The 15,420-nt window shown below is 68.8% G+C and carries 17 protein-coding genes; 2 read left to right on the forward strand and 15 right to left on the reverse strand.

Features of this window, described 5'->3' with window-relative positions; genetic code table 11:
• The first annotated feature begins 367 nt into the window (after positions 1-367).
• Positions 368-1,006, forward strand: coding sequence for a hypothetical protein (locus G4D86_RS50515; RefSeq protein ID WP_164002886.1), 639 nt, complete (start codon positions 368-370; stop codon positions 1,004-1,006).
• Here the strand turns inward: G4D86_RS50515 and G4D86_RS50520 are convergent.
• The 5 genes from G4D86_RS50520 to G4D86_RS50540 form a co-directional block, all read right to left on the reverse strand.
• Positions 1,003-1,974 carry a hydrolase gene (locus G4D86_RS50520; RefSeq protein ID WP_164002887.1) on the reverse strand — a complete coding sequence of 324 codons (972 nt, stop codon included), beginning with the start codon at positions 1,972-1,974 and terminating at the stop codon, positions 1,003-1,005. The genes G4D86_RS50515 and G4D86_RS50520 overlap by 4 nt on opposite strands.
• A gap of 56 nt (positions 1,975-2,030) precedes the next feature.
• On the reverse strand, positions 2,031-2,369 hold the full coding sequence (locus G4D86_RS50525; protein WP_164002888.1) for a YkgJ family cysteine cluster protein: 339 nt from the start codon (positions 2,367-2,369) through the stop codon (positions 2,031-2,033).
• 20 nt (positions 2,370-2,389) lie between these two features.
• Positions 2,390-3,535: a hypothetical protein gene (locus tag G4D86_RS50530; protein ID WP_164002889.1), complete on the reverse strand. Its 1,146-nt coding sequence runs from the start codon at positions 3,533-3,535 to the stop codon at positions 2,390-2,392.
• Positions 3,536-3,557: 22 nt separating this feature from the next.
• On the reverse strand, positions 3,558-4,514 hold the full coding sequence (locus G4D86_RS50535; RefSeq protein ID WP_164002890.1) for an N-acetyltransferase: 957 nt from the start codon (positions 4,512-4,514) through the stop codon (positions 3,558-3,560).
• 76 nt (positions 4,515-4,590) lie between these two features.
• Positions 4,591-5,256, reverse strand: a complete 666-nt coding sequence (locus G4D86_RS50540; protein WP_205520418.1) for a hypothetical protein — start codon at positions 5,254-5,256, stop codon at positions 4,591-4,593.
• A 107-nt stretch (positions 5,257-5,363) separates the two neighbouring features.
• Here G4D86_RS50540 and G4D86_RS50545 point away from each other — a divergent pair, with 107 nt between their 5' ends.
• Positions 5,364-6,380, forward strand: a complete 1,017-nt coding sequence (locus G4D86_RS50545) for a DUF481 domain-containing protein (RefSeq protein WP_164002891.1) — start codon at positions 5,364-5,366, stop codon at positions 6,378-6,380.
• An 82-nt stretch (positions 6,381-6,462) separates the two neighbouring features.
• On the opposite strand, the gene G4D86_RS50550 is transcribed toward G4D86_RS50545, so the two are convergent.
• The 10 genes from G4D86_RS50550 to nrfD are packed head-to-tail and all read right to left on the reverse strand — an operon-like array spanning position 6,463 to position 15,418.
• On the reverse strand, positions 6,463-6,906 hold the full coding sequence (locus G4D86_RS50550) for a cytochrome C oxidase subunit IV family protein (RefSeq protein ID WP_164002892.1): 444 nt from the start codon (positions 6,904-6,906) through the stop codon (positions 6,463-6,465).
• 14 nt (positions 6,907-6,920) lie between these two features.
• A complete protein-coding gene (locus tag G4D86_RS50555; RefSeq protein ID WP_164002893.1) occupies positions 6,921-7,589 on the reverse strand; it encodes a cytochrome c oxidase subunit 3 family protein in 669 nt (222 codons plus the stop codon).
• On the reverse strand, positions 7,579-9,246 hold the full coding sequence (ctaD, locus tag G4D86_RS50560; RefSeq protein ID WP_164002894.1) for a cytochrome c oxidase subunit I: 1,668 nt from the start codon (positions 9,244-9,246) through the stop codon (positions 7,579-7,581). Before ctaD ends, G4D86_RS50555 begins: the two co-directional genes overlap by 11 nt.
• A complete protein-coding gene (coxB, locus tag G4D86_RS50565; RefSeq protein ID WP_164002895.1) occupies positions 9,230-10,276 on the reverse strand; it encodes a cytochrome c oxidase subunit II in 1,047 nt (348 codons plus the stop codon). Before coxB ends, ctaD begins: the two co-directional genes overlap by 17 nt.
• Complete coding sequence (locus G4D86_RS50570) at positions 10,273-11,151, reverse strand: SCO family protein (protein WP_164002896.1); 879 nt, start codon at positions 11,149-11,151, stop codon at positions 10,273-10,275. Before G4D86_RS50570 ends, coxB begins: the two co-directional genes overlap by 4 nt.
• Before the next feature lie 36 nt (positions 11,152-11,187).
• The gene (locus tag G4D86_RS50575) at positions 11,188-11,667 is read right to left on the reverse strand and encodes a hypothetical protein (RefSeq protein ID WP_164002897.1); all 480 of its coding nucleotides are present in this window, start codon (positions 11,665-11,667) and stop codon (positions 11,188-11,190) included.
• The gene (locus G4D86_RS50580; RefSeq protein ID WP_164002898.1) at positions 11,664-12,896 is read right to left on the reverse strand and encodes a hypothetical protein; all 1,233 of its coding nucleotides are present in this window, start codon (positions 12,894-12,896) and stop codon (positions 11,664-11,666) included. Before G4D86_RS50580 ends, G4D86_RS50575 begins: the two co-directional genes overlap by 4 nt.
• Positions 12,893-13,459: a c-type cytochrome gene (locus G4D86_RS50585; protein ID WP_164002899.1), complete on the reverse strand. Its 567-nt coding sequence runs from the start codon at positions 13,457-13,459 to the stop codon at positions 12,893-12,895. Before G4D86_RS50585 ends, G4D86_RS50580 begins: the two co-directional genes overlap by 4 nt.
• The gene (locus G4D86_RS50590; protein ID WP_164002900.1) at positions 13,456-14,001 is read right to left on the reverse strand and encodes a DUF3341 domain-containing protein; all 546 of its coding nucleotides are present in this window, start codon (positions 13,999-14,001) and stop codon (positions 13,456-13,458) included. The genes G4D86_RS50585 and G4D86_RS50590 overlap by 4 nt, the downstream gene beginning before the upstream one ends.
• Before the next feature lie 4 nt (positions 14,002-14,005).
• A complete protein-coding gene (gene nrfD, locus G4D86_RS50595; protein ID WP_164002901.1) occupies positions 14,006-15,418 on the reverse strand; it encodes an NrfD/PsrC family molybdoenzyme membrane anchor subunit in 1,413 nt (470 codons plus the stop codon).
• Between the last annotated feature and the right edge of the window lie 2 nt (positions 15,419-15,420).

Below are 15,420 nucleotides of genomic sequence, written 5' to 3' on the forward strand. Positions count from 1 at the left end.
AAGGACTGCGGGCTGGTGGCACGGGGATGGGTGGGGCGGGGAAGGGGACGGACTCCGGCGAGGTGGGGGCCTTGTCGGAGTCCGGTTCACTTCGGTTGGACGGGCGGCGGGTCGGGGGTGGTTGGCGTTCGCGGGTGAGGAGACAGCTCCTCCCGGTGAGCGGTCCTGTCGGAGTGGGTCGGTGGGGCGGGACGGTGGGGCACTGCGGGGACATGGGGTGGCGGCTCCGGTGGGGAGGCAACTCCCGCCGGAGCCTGTCCGTCTGGTTCGCGCGGTGGAGGCGGAGGAGGGTGGACGCGAAGGCGCGAGCCACCAGGGCGCGGCAGGACGGGCGGTGGCGACGGTGGTGGGGAGTTGGAGGCGGTTCATGGGGGCGGTATCAGCGCTCACATTGCTGGGTTTGTTGCTGACGGCGCGAGTGGCGCTGGCGGCGGGCGCGGCGCCCTCGGCGCGGCTGACTCCTCCGGCGGAGCTGCAGCAGCGGGTGCAGGACCCGGAGCGGCTCGCGCCTTTCGGGTTGATGCTGGACGCGGGCATCCCAGAGGGTGCGGGACTCTCGGTGTCCTTCCGTCCCAGGCACGAGGTGCGGCTGCACCTGGGCGCCACGCACAACGGCATCCGCGCAGGCGCGCGGGCGGGGCTCACGCTGCTGCCCCTGCGCGGGTGGATGACGCCGGCGCTGACGCTCGAGCTGGGCCATGCACAGCCCGCGGACGCGCGCGGCCTGGAGCGGCGGATGGCGGATAGGACGCTCTTGCCCAGCCCCTCGTTCGAGCGGGTGGGCTACACGTACGCAAGCGCGCTGCTGGGCTTCGAGGTGCAGGCGCCCGGAGGCTTGACGTTCTTCATCCGGGGCGGCTTCAGCGTCATGGAGCTGTACGGCCCCGGCATGGAGGACCTGGACGAGCCCTTCCGCGACGCGCTGGCACCCGAGGAGGCCCGGCCCTGGCGGGTGCGCAGCACGCGGCCCACGGCGAAGCTGGGAATCCTGCTGTCCTTCGGTTAGCGCACGCGCGCGGCGAAGAACTCCAGCACCTGGGCCTCGGCCCAGAAGTGCGGACGGTGCGCGCGGCCCGCGACGAAGCCCACGTGTCCGCCGTGCTCGGTGAGCACCACGCTCAGGAGCGGGTTGTCACTGGCGCTGGCGGGAATGACGGGCGCCTCCAGCATCGGGTCATCCGCCGCGCTCAGGAGCAGCGTGGGCCGGCGGATGGCGTGCAGCCGGGGACCGGAGGACGCCTCGGCGTAGTAGTGCGTCGCGTCCCGGAAGCCGTGCAGCGGAGCGGTGACGGCGTCGTCGAAGGCGCGGATGGAGCGCGCGGCCTCCAGGGCCCGCCTGTCGAAGGCGCCGGGAAAGCGCCGCAGCTTCTCGCGGGCCTTCCCCTTCAGCGTGCGCAGGAAGCGCTCCCGGTACAGCCGGTGGAAGGGGCCGGGGCCGTCGAGCTTCCGGCAGCAGGCGTCCAGGTCATACGGCGCGCTGATGGAGGCGGCCGCGTCCACGGGCGCATTCTCTCCCTGCTCCTCCAGCAGCCGACACAGTACGTTGGCGCCCAGCGAGAAGCCCACGGCGAAGAGGGGGCCGGTGACGCGCGCGCGGACCTCGTTGAGCACGAGCAGCGCGTCGTGGATGTCGCCCGAGTGGTACGAGCGCGCCAGCCGGTTGGGCTCGCCGCTGCACGAGCGGAAGTTGAGCGCGGTGGCGCCCCAGCCGCGCTCCGCCGCGCCTCGGAGGATGGCGGTGATGTAGCCGGCCCGGGACGAGCCCTCCAGGCCGTGCAGCGTCACCACGTGCGGCGCGCCGCGCGGGCCGTCGAAGGTGTCCACGTCGACGAAGTCCCCGTCGGGCAACTCGCGGCGCTCGCGGCGCGCGGTGGGCGCGTGGGTGGGGCGCACGAGCGAGGCGTAGATGGTCTGCGCATGCTCGTTCGCCAGTCCGAGCGCGGGGACGAAGGGCTGGGTGGGCTGGAATCGCACGGCCGGGGGATTAACGCCCGCGCGCCGTGCGGACAAGGGCCAACCCCGCGAGGTGTCTAACTGTCGCGACGTCCGGGCGGCGGCCCGCCGGAGGGGCGACCGGCGGCCAGGCGGCGGGCGCTGCGCATGGTGGGGCAGCCCTGCTCGCGCACCTCGCGAGCCTCGTCCGCGAGGCCGAAGAGGTCCAGGTACTTCTTCACGCGCTCATCCAGCGTGGGCGCTTCGATAAGGCGGCAGACCTCGTCCGCGGCGTAGTCGCGGCAGACGGCCGGCCGCTGCTCGTACACGCGGCAGAGGTTGTCCTCGCCCAGGTGCGGGCAGCGCAGGCCCAGCGGCTTGTCCAGCGCGGCGATGTCCGGCGCCACGCAGCAGGCGCCACAGCAGGTGCACTCCATGGACGGTTGACCTCGGTGACTCAACGCGGGACGACCTGCTCCACCTTCCCCAGGTTCGTCACCGTGAGGCGGGCGTCCTGGCCCTTCTTCCACGCCACGAACTCCTGCTCGCTCTTCGGCTCGAGCACGTGCTCCTTCGTCCCGTCGTCCTCGTACCGGAGGTGGACGGAGTAGTGCTCCTCGCGACGCAGTCGGTCCACGCCGCTCACGGACAGTTCGGGCCAGCGCGGCCGGTCATCCGTGCCGGACGTCTCGCGGCGGTCCACCTGCTTCCACTCGTAGGTGTCGTAGGTGCACTCCTGCGCGTAGACGGGCTCGGTGCGGTAGCGCGTCTCGTTCTGGCAGTCCTCGTAGCTCTCGTTGCAGTACTTCGTCACGTCCTCGCACACCTCTTCGACGAAGCCGTTGCCCTTGTCGCGGCGGCGGCACTTCTCCTCGGAGCCGCAGGCCACGCGGCGCGACTTCGTCCGGCACACCCGCTCCGTGCCGTCCGCCACCCGGCGCGTGCCACGCTGGCGCGACACGCAGCCGCGGACGTTGGCCACGCCCGCCACCTCGCCCGCGCCGTTGACGGGCATGCGCGGGGAGGTGGTGCGCAATTCATCGCGCCAGCCCGTCTTCGCCACGGCGGTGAAGCGCTCCTGCACCACCGCGCGCTTCCACTCCGTGCCCGTCACCTCTCCGGGGTACTCGTGCGTGCGGCTGCCCCAGTAGCTGAACACGCCCGAGCCGAAGCAGCAGGAGAACAGCACGCCCAGCACGAGCCAGCCCTTCGCCCCCATGCGCTTCTTCGGCTGCGCCACGGGCTGGGGCGCGACGACGGGGGCGTCCAGGTCCTTGCTGGTGGCCGCCTTCGCGTCGTCGGTGCGCTCCGCGCTGCACTGCTTGCAGCGGGGCCTGTCGCCACGGTTGGCGGCGCCGCAGTACGCGCAGAACCAGTCCTCGCCGGCGGCGGCCACCTCCAGCGTCTCGGAGTCCGTGACGCCTTCTCGCAGGGACTTGCCGCTCTTCGCATCGACGTCGCCGAAGTCGAACTCCGACTCCTTGCCCGTCAGCTCGCGCGGGTTGTTGCAGGTGGGGCAGAGCTTGTGGCGCGCGGGAATGCCCTTCGTGTCACAGGACGTGCAGTTCCAGGTCCCCTCGATGATGCGGGTGCGCTTGGCCATGGGTCCCCATCCTACCCGGGGCTCATACCCAGAGCGCGCGAGGGAAGGGGATGGCCGCCACCGGAGGCAGGCCCGGCCGCAGGGGGCGCACCATGGGCAGCGAGCCGTCCCTCGCCACGCGGGTGGCCCCGGGGACACGCGCCAGCAGCGCCGCGGTGCCGGACTCCTCCCACAGCACCACCTTCGTCAGCCCCGCCCGGTGCGCCACGGCGCTCGCCATCTCCAGCAGCGCGGCGGCGTCCTCCCCGGAGCGTGCGTCCAGCATCAGCACCACCAGCTCGCCGTAGCGGGCCATCATCGCCCACAGGGCGGTGGAGTCGCCCACCACCGCGCCGCACGCCTCGGGCTGGGGCCGGCTCAGCAGCTCCGCGTAGATGCGCTCTCGCTCCAGGTGCCAGCCCACCTGCGCCGGGCTCGGCCAGAGGTAGAAGGGCGCATCCGGCCGCCGCATCCGCTCCAGTGCGGCCGCCACGTCCCCATCCCCGAGCAGCGCGTCCACGCGGTGGGGGGACGGCTGCTCACGGGCCGCCAGGTGCCAGTCCCAGGCGGGGACCTCCTCGTAGCCGGAGCGGCGGTAGAGGGCGGCGCCCACGTCGGAGAAGAGGACGGCCGCGTGCCCCTGGGGCGAGGCGCGCTCCAGCTCCACGGCCACGAGGTCCATCATCCGCGTGGCGTGGCCGTGGCCGCGCAGGTGCTCCTCGGTGAAGACGCTGGCGATGGAGAAGCTGTCGCCATGCGCGTGCTGTCCGTCCGGGCCGCGCAGCCAGCTGTCGTTGTGGAACGTCTCGCACGAGGCGAGCACGCGGCCGTCGTCCTCGCACAGCAGCCACGTGTTCATCCCCGCGGCGCACCAGGGGTGGGCGCGCAGCCGCAGCTCCCGCTGGTGGAACTGCTCCACCGTCAGTGGCGAGCCCCAGGCGGAGTGGGTGACGCGGTCTCTCTCAGCCTTCTGCGCTTCGGTGGCAAGGACCAGGTACATGGCAGCGCAGGCTACCCGCGCCCGTCTCCGTGCGCAGCAGGCAGCGCGTGCGCCCGGAGTCCCTCTGCCGTCCGGCTCACAGCCGGGTGGTGTACGGGAAGCGGAAGTGGAGCTGCAGGTAGGCCTGGCCGACGTGGAAGATGCCGTCGCGCAGGTGGTCCGGCAGCCCGAGCCCGCCCAGCTCCTGCGGCACATAGAGGGCGGACTCCCAGCCCACGCTGACGAGGAAGCTCTTGGAGAACTGCAGCTCCAGGTCCACGCCCAGCTCCGCGCCGGGCCGCAGGAAGTGCGTGTTGGCCAGCGTGTCCGAGTACAGGTACGCGTACGTCAAAAGCAGCCCGGCCCCCACGGACAGGCGCACCGGGCTGCTGGACAGCGGCAGGCCCAGCGACAGCGGCTTCCACGTGGCGCCGTACATGCCGGTGTCGCGCACCTTCGGGGAGATGATGAGCGTGTCCGGGATGAGGATGGACGGGGAGATGCGAATCTCGTCCAGGCTCTGCGCCTGCTTGCGGTAGCGCTTGGGGATGAGGCGCTGGTTCTTCTTCAGCCACTCGCGGTCCAGCACCGCGTCCACCGAGATTTTCAGTCCGGTGTGGATGGGCTGGTCCTCGAAGACGGGGCCGAAGAAGAGGAACGCGGCGGGCCCCACGCCCACATCCACCGGAACGGTGACGCGCTGGGCGGCGGCCAGCGCGGGCAACAGCAGGGTGGACAGCAGCAGGAGTCGGGCGGGATTCAAGGACACGGGCCTCCTCGGGGCTCCAGGAAGGACAGAATTAATCACGTGGGGATTGAACCACGGCCCTTCTTTGGAGCAGGAAGGGCGCCTCAGAACTGGAGACCCCGATGCTTTCCGCCGCGCTGTTGATTGCCACCTCCCTGCAGGCCCAGGCGCCTGCTCCCACCACTCCCGCTCCCTCCGCTCCCCGCGCCGCTCCGGTTTCGGAGCCTGCCCCGGCCCCGGCGAGCGCGGAGGAGCGCGCCGCCGCCGCCGCCGAGCGTGCCGCCACCGCCGCCGAGCGCGCCGCCGAGGCCAGCGCCCGCGCCGCGGAGGCCGCCGAGCGCGCCGCCACCGCCGCCGCGGGCCAGCCCGCCGCCGCGCCCGCTGCCGCCGCCGCGCCCGCCGCCGAGGCACCCGCCCCGAAGCCGGACGTGTGGGACGTCACCCTGAGCGCGGGGCTCATCTCCATCACCGGCAACGCCTCCACCTTCACCTTCAGCGGCCTGGCCAGCGCACAGCGCAAGACGGAGCACTGGATCTACGCCGTCAAGGCGTACAGCTCTTACGGCCGCAGCCGCCCGCCCGAACTGGAGACTGAGGAGGCCGTCTCGCAGGTGGTGGCGCTCAACGCGGGCGCGGAATTGCGCGGCGACCGGCGCTTCACCCAGGTGCTCAGCGGCTACGCGCTGATTGGCGCGGAGACGGACCACGTGAAGAGCGTGGAGTCCCGCAGCTTCGGCGAGGGCGGTCTCGGCATCCTCTGGTGGGACGAGAAGTCGAAGGAGGGCAAGGAGTCCTACCTCCGCACCGACGCCGCCTTCCGGTACGCCTACGAGACGCGCTTCCAGTACTACCCCGAGCGGCTCGACCTGGAGGACGTGGACCTGGGTGGCCCCCGCTTCGGCGCGGTGTTCCGCTACAGCCTCAACGAGCGGGTCCTCTTCAAGGAGGACGTGGAGGTGCTCATCAGCGTCATCGGCGACTCGCGCGTGCTGGCGAGCAGCCAGACGCAGCTGTCGGTGGGCCTGACGGACGCGCTGTCGCTGGGCGCCAGCTTCCAGGTGAAGACGGACAGCGAGCCGCCCGCCGGCAAGGTGTCCACCGACACCGCGCTGGCCCTCAACCTCGAGGTGAAGCTGTAGCCCGCAAAAGCAACGCGGCGCCGGGGAAGTCCCTCGGCGCCGCGTAGGTGGGGCGGTGGGCCCCGAAGTCCTCAAAGGCCGGTCAGTGGCCTTCGGACTGCTCGTGGGAGCCGTGGCTCCGCACGCCGCCGCCGAAGCGGCCTTCCTTCACGTTGGCGCCGATGTCCGGCGGCTGCAGGTCGCTGTACTGCGAGCCCGGGGGGTTGGAGCCCCGGAAGCGCGTGCCCAGGTCCAGCAGCGGCACTGCCAGCATCAGCAGCACGAAGAGGATGGACACGCTGAACACCAGGCGGTTGGCGCCCCGGTGGTCGATGAGGTGCATGAAGTACAGCGTCACCAGCGTGCCCTTCACCGTGGCGATGACGAGCGCCAGCACCAGGCCGAAGCTGGGCAAGTGCATGCGGCCGGTGATGACGGTGACGAGCGTCAGCACCAGGAGCACGCCCCAGATGAGCCAGTAGCGGCCCGCCCCGTGGTGCTCCTCCATGTTGTGCGCTTCCTGACGGGATTCGTTGGCGATGGCCATGGTCTATGAATCCTTCAGACGAGGTACAGCATCGGGAACAGGAAGATCCACACCAGGTCGACGAGGTGCCAGTACATGCTGCCCAGCTCGACCATGGTGTAGTTGTTGGGGCCGAAGTCCGCCCGCCGCAGCGCGCGCACCATGGAGAAGGTCAGCACCACCATGCCGATGATGACGTGGAGGCCGTGCAGCGCCGTCGCGCAGAAGTACACCGTGAAGTACATCGGTGCGCCCGGCAGCTGGATACCCTCGTAGAAGTAGTACCGGCCCGGCAGCGTCCCGATGTGGAACTTGTGCGAGTACTCGAAGTACTTGATGACGAGGAAGCCCACGGCCATCAGCAGCGTGAGGAAGATCTGGATGGCCACCATCCTGTTCTTCCCCTCCTTCGCGTAGTGCACCGCGAGCGCCGCGGTGAGCGAGGAGGTGATGAGGACGATGGTGTTCACCGTGCCCATCGTCAGGTCCAGGCTCCGGCTGCTGGCCGCCCACGCCTCCGGGAAGAGGAAGCGGTAGCAGCCGTAGCAGATGAAGAGGCCTGCGAAGAGCAGGATTTCCGTCGCCAGGAACAGCCACATGCCCAGGCGGGCCGCGTGGTTCTGCACCTCGAGCGACGCGAAGTGCATGGCGAGCCGGGGGACGGGGGCCACCGTCCCGTCGGCGGTGGAAGCACTAGACTGCATCGGGCACCTCGGCCTTCTTCGGATCCACGTAGAAGTGGGGCTCCTCGGGGTAGGTCGGCTGCGGACCCACGAAGTTGTGGGTCGGCGGCGGGGACTCGGTCAGCCACTCGTAGCCCTTGCTGCGCCACGGGTTCTTCCCGGCCGCCCGCCCGTAGAACAGCGCGTACGTCAGGTAGCAGGCGATGATGACGAAGCCGAACGCCAGCAGGGACGCGCCCGCCGTGGAGGCCACGTTGAGCGCCTGGAAGCGCTCCGGGTACTCGTAGTAGCGGCGCGGCATGCCGTTGTTGCCCAGGAGGAACTGGGGGATGAACGTGGCGTTGAACCCGAGGATGATGAGCGCCGCGGACACCAGGCCCCAGCCCTCGTGGTACGTGCGCCCGAACATCTTCGGGAACCAGTAGTGGAGCGCGGCCAGGAAGGCCATGATGGTCGCTCCCACCATGATGAAGTGGAAGTGCGCCACCACGAAGTAGGTGTCGTGCCAGGGGACGTCCAGCGACACCGTGCCCAGGGCGATGCCCGTCATGCCACCGAACACGGTGAAGAACAGGAAGCCGCAGAAGTAGGCGAAGGGCGTCTTGAAGTCGACGGCGCCCTTGTAGACGGTGCCCACCCAGTTGAAGACCTTGATGGCGGTGAACACGCCCACCAGCATGGTCAGCACGCCGAACAGACCACCGACGAAGGTGGACTGGCCGGACACGAACATGTGGTGGCCCCAGGCGAAGAAGCCCACGAAGGCGATGCCGAGGCTGGAGTACGCCACCGCGCGGTAGCCGAAGATGTTCTTCCGGCTGAAGGAGGCCACGATTTCACTCATCACGCCGAAGGCCGGCAGCACCATGATGTACACGGCCGGGTGGCTGTAGAACCAGAACAGGTGCTGGAAGAGCACCGGGTCGCCGCCGCGGGCCGGGTCGAACATGCCGAACCCGAACAGGTTCTCCACCGTCACCAGCACCAGCAGCAGGCCAATCACTGGCGTGGCCAGCACCTGGATGCAGCTGGTGGCGTAGATGGCCCACACGAACAGGGGCATCTTGAACCAGGTGATGCCCGGCGCCCGCATGGTGTGGACGGTGACGATGAAGTTGATGCCCGTGACGATGGAGCTGAACCCGATGATGAAGGCGCCGAAGAGCACGGGCGCCACCGTCGTCGTCGTGTGCGTGCTGTAGGGCGCGTAGAACGTCCACCCGGTGTCGAGGCCGCCGTTGAGCATGCCCCACAGCGCCAGCATGGCGCCGCCCAGGTAGATGTAGAGCGACAGCAGGTTCAGCCGGGGGAAGGCCACGTCCTTGGCGCCCAGCATCAGCGGCAACATGAAGTTGCCGAAGACGGCCGGAATCGCCGGAATCATGAAGAGGAAGATCATGACCAGGCCGTGGAGCGTGAACGTACGGTTGTACGTCATCGCGTCCATGATGGTCGGCCCGGGCGTGAGCAGCTCCAGCCGGATGAGCATCGCGAAGATGCCGCCCACCAGGAAGAAGAGCAGGACCCAGAACAGGAACATGAGCCCGATGCGCTTGTGGTCCACCGTCAGCAGCCACGACTTGATGGTGGTGCCGTCGACCAGGTAGTTCGGGTGGTCGTGGTGCTCGTCGTGCGCGGGAGCCGCGCCCGGGGAGGCGATGCTACTGGATGGCGTCATAGGCGGGTCCCTCGGAAGCGCCCTCGCGAACGTTCGGAGTGCGCAGCGACTTGATGTACTCGACGATGGCGGCCGTCTCCGGGCCCTGCAGCTTGCCCTGGTAGGTCGGCATCACGTTCTGGTAGCCCGCCACCAGGTGGGCACCCGGGTCCATCATCGACTGGGTGATGTAGGCCTCGTCCACGCGGATGTCCTGCCCGTCGTCGAGCTTCTCCACGCGGTCAAACATGCCGAGGAAGGTGGGGCCGATGTGCTTCGAGCCGTCCACCGAGTGGCACTTGAGGCAGCCCTCGCTGCCCGCCAGCACCTGACCCTGCTCCACCATGCGTGCCACCGGCGGAACCAGCGAGGTGTCCGCCAGCGCGTCCTGGCGGTCCTGCAGGCGGCCGCGGCGCTGGTCCTTGATCCACACGTCGTACTCCTCCTGGGGGAGGACCACGACCTCGGCCAGCATCTTCGAGTGCGACAGGCCGCAGTACTCGGTGCACAGCACCTGGTACGTGCCCGGCTTGGTCGCCTCGAACCAGATCTGCGTGTAGCGACCCGGCAGCGCGTCCTGCTTGATGCGGAACGCCGGCACGTAGAAGGAGTGCAGCACGTCCCGGGATGTGATCAGCAGGCGCACCGGACGGTTGGCCGGGACGTGAAGGACATTCACGCCGTTGGGGCCCTCCGGGTACGCGAACTTCCACATCCACTGCTTGCCCATGACGTAGACGTCCATCGCGTCCTTGGGCGGCGTGGTGACCCAGGTGAAGTCCCGGAAGCCGATGCCGAACCAGGCCAGGAAGAACACCAGCGGTACGGAGACGAAGAGGAACTCCGTCTTCAGCGTGGGGACGACGTACTCGGTCGCCTGGGCGGGGAGGCGCCGGCGATACCGGAAGAACATGAACAGGGCCGCCAGGCCGACGCCCGCCGACATCACCATCGTCGTACCGACGACGAAGTGATGCAGCATGTCGACCCGCTCCGCGAACGTGGATGCGGCCTCCGGGAGGAACAGGATGTTGTTGAGAAGCTCGCTCATGCCGCCGCGCCTTTCTTCAGCTCGCGCCTCCAGAAATAGATCAGCATCGTCGCCAGGGCGCAGAACACCAGCGTGCCGCCCAGGCGGATGAACCCGAAGATGTAGAATCCGTACCGCTTGCTGGCGGTGTCATACTTGAAGCAGGACATGACGACGCGGTCGAAGCTGGTACCCACGCGGCCCCCGGCCGCCTCCAGCAACGCCAGCTTCATGTCCTTGGGAGGAAACGTCACCCCGTAGAGGTACCGGGAGATGCTTCCCTCGGGGGTGATGACCTGCACCACCGCGGGGTGGCCGTACTGCTTGGAGCCTTTGTCGTACGTGTACTTGAAGCCCACCGCGTCCGCGAGCCTGTGGACTTCCGCGTCCGTCCCGATGAGGAAGTGCCAGGGCGCGCGCTCCGGCTTGCCCATGGACTGCAGGTGACGCCGACGGCGGTTGAGACTCTCCGCCGGAGTGTCCTCGGGGTCGATGCTGACCGTCACCGCCTCGTAGTCCTCGCCCAGCTCCAGCCCCAGCTCCTGCATGGCCTTCACCTGGCCATTGAGGACCAGGTTACAGAGCATGGGGCAGTTGTAATACACGAGCGTCAGCAGGGTGGGCTTCGTCTTGGACAGCACCTCACCCAGCTTCACCTCGCGCCCGTCCTCGTCCGTGAAGCGCGCGTCCAGGGGGAGCGGGTCCCCCAGGTGCTCCTCCACGTCCACGCCCTTCACCGGAGGCGGCAGGTCCTGCTGGGCCTCGATGATGGCGCGAGGCGTCTTGCCGGCACCGGGCATGGCGGACGCGGACAGCGCGGTGCCAAGCACCAGCGCCGCCGTGAGCAGTCCCAGTCGGGCGGCGCGTGGGTGGAAGTGGGAGAGAGGGGGCTTCATGGCAGGACGGCTCTTACGCCAGGGAGAAGGCGGATGCTACTGCCTCGGTGACGCAGGGGTCCCCGGGGCGGGGGGCGTCGTCGGGGGCGTCTGGGGGGCGGGCGTCGGAGGGGCGGGAGGCGGGTTGCGCGCCTCGTGGATGACCCGGTCCATGGCCTCGTCGATGCTGGGGTGGGCCTTCACGCCGGGCTGGTCGCCCCAGCCGGCGCCGAGCGCCTGGTGCTGGCCACCCAGCTTCTCCACCGCGTGCCAGTCCTGTTCGAAGAGGCGCTGGTTGACGATGCCAATCTCGTACTGCCCCATGGCGGCGGGACGCGGCGGCGGGCCGTCCGGCTGGATTTCCTCCATCGTCCGGACCTGGATGCGCCAGGCCCAGAGGATGCCGACGAGGAAGATGACGAGCGAGCCCACGCCGATGCCGACCACCTTGCCCATGACGAGGTGGTCTTCCTCGGCCGCCACACCGTGCGCGCCGACGATGACGCGCGACTCGAGCTCCGACTGGGTCTTCTTCATGGCTGCACGTACCTCAGGGACTCGGCGATGTAGGGGTCCTTCACCGGGAGCGTGAAGCGGTTGCGAGCCTGCAGGAGCGCGAAGCCCACCGCGATGCCGCCCACCCCGAGGAACGCCGTCACCAGCGTCCAGTGGAAGGAGGGGCCGTCCGTGCCCGTCAGCGCGGGCCAGATGAGCCAGTACAGGTCCACCGCGTGGATGGCCAGGATGTAGACGGCCACCACCGACAGCTTGCGCGGCTGCAGCTTCAGGTTGCGCGACAGCAGGATGAAGAAGGGCAGCACGAAGTGCAGGAAGAACAGGGCGATGGACATGGGGCGCCACGCACCGAAGATGCGCAGGCCGTACCAGGGCGCCTCTTCAGGGATGTTGGCAATCCACACCAGCAGGAACTGGGAGAAGGCGGTGTAGGCCCAGAACGCCACGAAGGCGAGCATCAGCTTGCCCAGGTTGTGGAAGTGGTCGAGCTTCACGACGCTGCCGTAGAGGTTGGCACCCGTGGCGTTGGTCGTGACAATGGTCAGGACGCAGAACGCCGCCAGGAAGCTTCCGGAGAAGTAATAGACGCCGTAGATGGTGGACTGCCACATCGGCGTGAGGCTCATCAGCCAGTCGAAAGAAGCGAAGGTGATGGTGAGGGCAAGGAACGGCAGCGAGCCCGGCGCGAAGCGCCGCTGCTTCACCGTGAGGTCCAGCTCCCCCGTCTCGTCCTGCTTCAGGCTCCACGAGCGCATGCGCCAGGACACGAAGACCCACACGCCGAAGTAGATGGCCTGGCGGACGTAGAAGAAGGTCGGGTTCAGGTAGCCGTGCTGCTTGTGGGACAGGTGCTCGGCCTCGATGCCCTGGATGTGCGCCGCCAGCGGCGAGCCCGGCCACCAGGAGTACAGGTCCTTCACCATGAGCAGCAGCGGCAGGAGCAGCAGGATGAAGATGGGGACCGCGGAGGCCGCCGTCTCCATGGTGCGGCGCAGGACGATGGGCCACTTCGCCTTGGCCGTGTGGAAGATGCACAGCATCAGCAGGAAGGCGACGCTGATGCCCGCCCAGTAGCTGAAGGCGAGCAGGTAGCTGTGCGCGGCCGCGCCCTTGGCGTCCGTGGCGAAGTAGCCCGCCAGCGTGGCCAGCAGGCCCAGCACGCCCAGGCCGAAGGCGGGCACCATCAGCTTCGGGGTGCCGGTGTAGCGCTCGATGTCGGCGACGCGCACCGAGGTGACGGGGGGACTCATCGGTTCTCCTGCGGAACGGGCTGCTGCCCGTCCGAGCGGGTGTTGCGGGCCGCCTGGAGCGCGCGCACATAGGCGACGACGGCCCAGCGCTCGTGCACGTCGAGCTCACCCGAGAAGGACGGCATCACGCCGTAGCCCTCGTTGATGGCGGCGTAGAAGTGACCGGCCGGCTTGCCCTGCAGCTCCAGCAGCGACGGCGGCAGGCGCAGCGCCATGTTCTCCGCGACGATGCTGTTGCCGTCGCCGAGCACGCCGTGGCACTGCGAGCAGACGATGTTGTACTTCTTCTGACCGAGGGTCAGCAGCTTCTTGTCCACCTCGACGGGGATGTTGCCCACGAGCGCCCCGTTGGCGCGGCCGGTGCTGATGCCGGGGTTGCCCACCGGGCGCTCACGCGGCACGGTGCCCGAGGGGGGCGTGCGCATGGCACGGCCGTCCGCCCAGAAGTCGGACGCCTCGTAGTACTCGTACTTCGCCTGCACCTCCATGCGCTGGAGGAACTCGGAGGGGACGTCGCAGCCCTGGAGCGCGACGAGTCCGGCGGCGGGGATGAGCCACCTCATTCCTTCTCTCCCGTGACGAGGGTCACCTGGGTGGCGCCCAGGGACTTGAGCTGATCCATGACGGCGGTGGCGTCCTGTCCCGTCGCCTGCGGCACGCTCAGCCAGTAGCCGTGCGTGGACGCGCTGCGGAAGGCGTCGGACTCGAAGACGGGATGGTACGGCTGCGGCAGCCGGCTGAGCGCGAGCAGGCCGAAGAAGATGCCGAACGCGGCGAACAGCACGCTCAGCTCGAACGTAATCGGCACCCACGCAGGCAGCGACAGCAGCGGACGACCGCCGATGTTGAGCGGGTAGTCGTAGGTGTTCATCCACGTCTGCATGGCGAGCGCGGTGCACATGCCGGTGAGCGCGCCGCCCAGGGCGATGAAGGGCACTCGCGAGGGCGGCAGGCCCAGGGCCTCCGAGCCGCCGTGCAGCGGGTACGGGGAATAGGTGTCCATCCCCTGGAAGCCCTTCTCGCGCATCTGGCGGGTGGCATCCACGAGGGCGTCCGGCGTGCCGAACTCGGCCAGGACCCAGGAATCGAGGACTGTGGCTTCCATGGCTCTAGTGCGCTCCGTGGGTGCCGTGACCGTTGAGGTGGGCGGCGTGCTTGAGCTCCAACTGCAGCTCCTTCACCTCGCTCACCGCGACCGCGGGCACGAACTTCAGGAAGAGGAGGAACAGCGTGCCGAACAGGCCCAGCGTGCCGATGTAGATGCACCAGTCCACCCACGTGGGGGTGTAGATGGCCCACGACGAGGGGAGGAAGTCCTGGCTGAGCGACGTCACGATGATGATGAACCGCTCACACCACATGCCGATGTTCACCATGATGGAGGCCACCCACATGATGGGGATGCTGGTGCGGCACTTCTTGAACCAGAAGATGTTCGGGGTGATGACGTTGCAGGCAATCATCAGCCAGTACACGCCGGCGTAGGGGCCGGTGGCGCGGTTCACGTAGAAGGTCCAGAGCTCGTACTGGTTCTGCGAGTACCAGGCGACGAAGTGCTCCATCATGTACCCGTAGGACACGAGCATTCCGGTCGCGAGGATGACCTTGTTCATGTTCTCCAGGTGCCGGTCCGTAATCACGTCCCGGAGCCCCAGGTACTTCCGCGCGGGGACGATGAGCGTAATCACCATGGCGAAGCCGCTGAACACGGCGCCGGCCACGAAGTAGGGCGGGAAGACCGTGGTGTGCCAGCCAGGAATCAGCGACACCGCGAAGTCGAAGGAAACGATGGTGTGCACCGAGACGACCAGCGGCGTGGAGATGCCGGCCAGCAGCAGGTACGCAATCTTGTAGTTGTGCCAGTGCCGCCCGGAGCCGCGCCAGCCGAGGCTGAACAGGCCGTAGACGACCCGCTGCACCTTCGTCTTGGACGAGTCACGCAGGGCGGCCAGGTCCGGGATGAGGCCCACGTACCAGAACAGCGCGGACACCGTGAGGTACGTGGAGATGGCGAACACGTCCCACACCAGCGGGGAGCGGAACTGCGGCCACGCGCCCAGGGTGGAGGGGTAGGGGAACAGCCAGAAGGCGAACCAGGGACGGCCGGTGTGCAGCAGCGGGAACAGACCCGCGCACATGACGGCGAACAGCGTCATGGCCTCCGCGAAGCGGTTGATGCTCGTGCGCCACTTCTGCTGGAAGAGCAGGAGGATGGCGGAGATGAGCGTACCGGCGTGGCCGATACCGACCCACCAGACGAAGTTGATGATGTCGAAGGCCCAGCCGACGGGCTGGTTGTTACCCCACACGCCGATGCCGCGGGCCAGTGTGTAGGTGACGCCGATGACGAGCAGGCCCAGGGCGCTGAGCGTCACGCCGAAGAGCATGAACCAGCCCTTGCCCGGCTTGGCCCAGACGTGGGCCAGGAGCGTCTCGTTGAGCGACGCGTCGTCGTGGTGCGGCGCGACGAGGTGCCGCGGCTCGAGCGGGTCGAGCGGAGCGGTGATAGCAGTCTCTGCCATGA

Source organism: Pyxidicoccus caerfyrddinensis, from assembly GCF_010894405.1.
Lineage (GTDB): Bacteria > Myxococcota > Myxococcia > Myxococcales > Myxococcaceae > Myxococcus > Myxococcus caerfyrddinensis.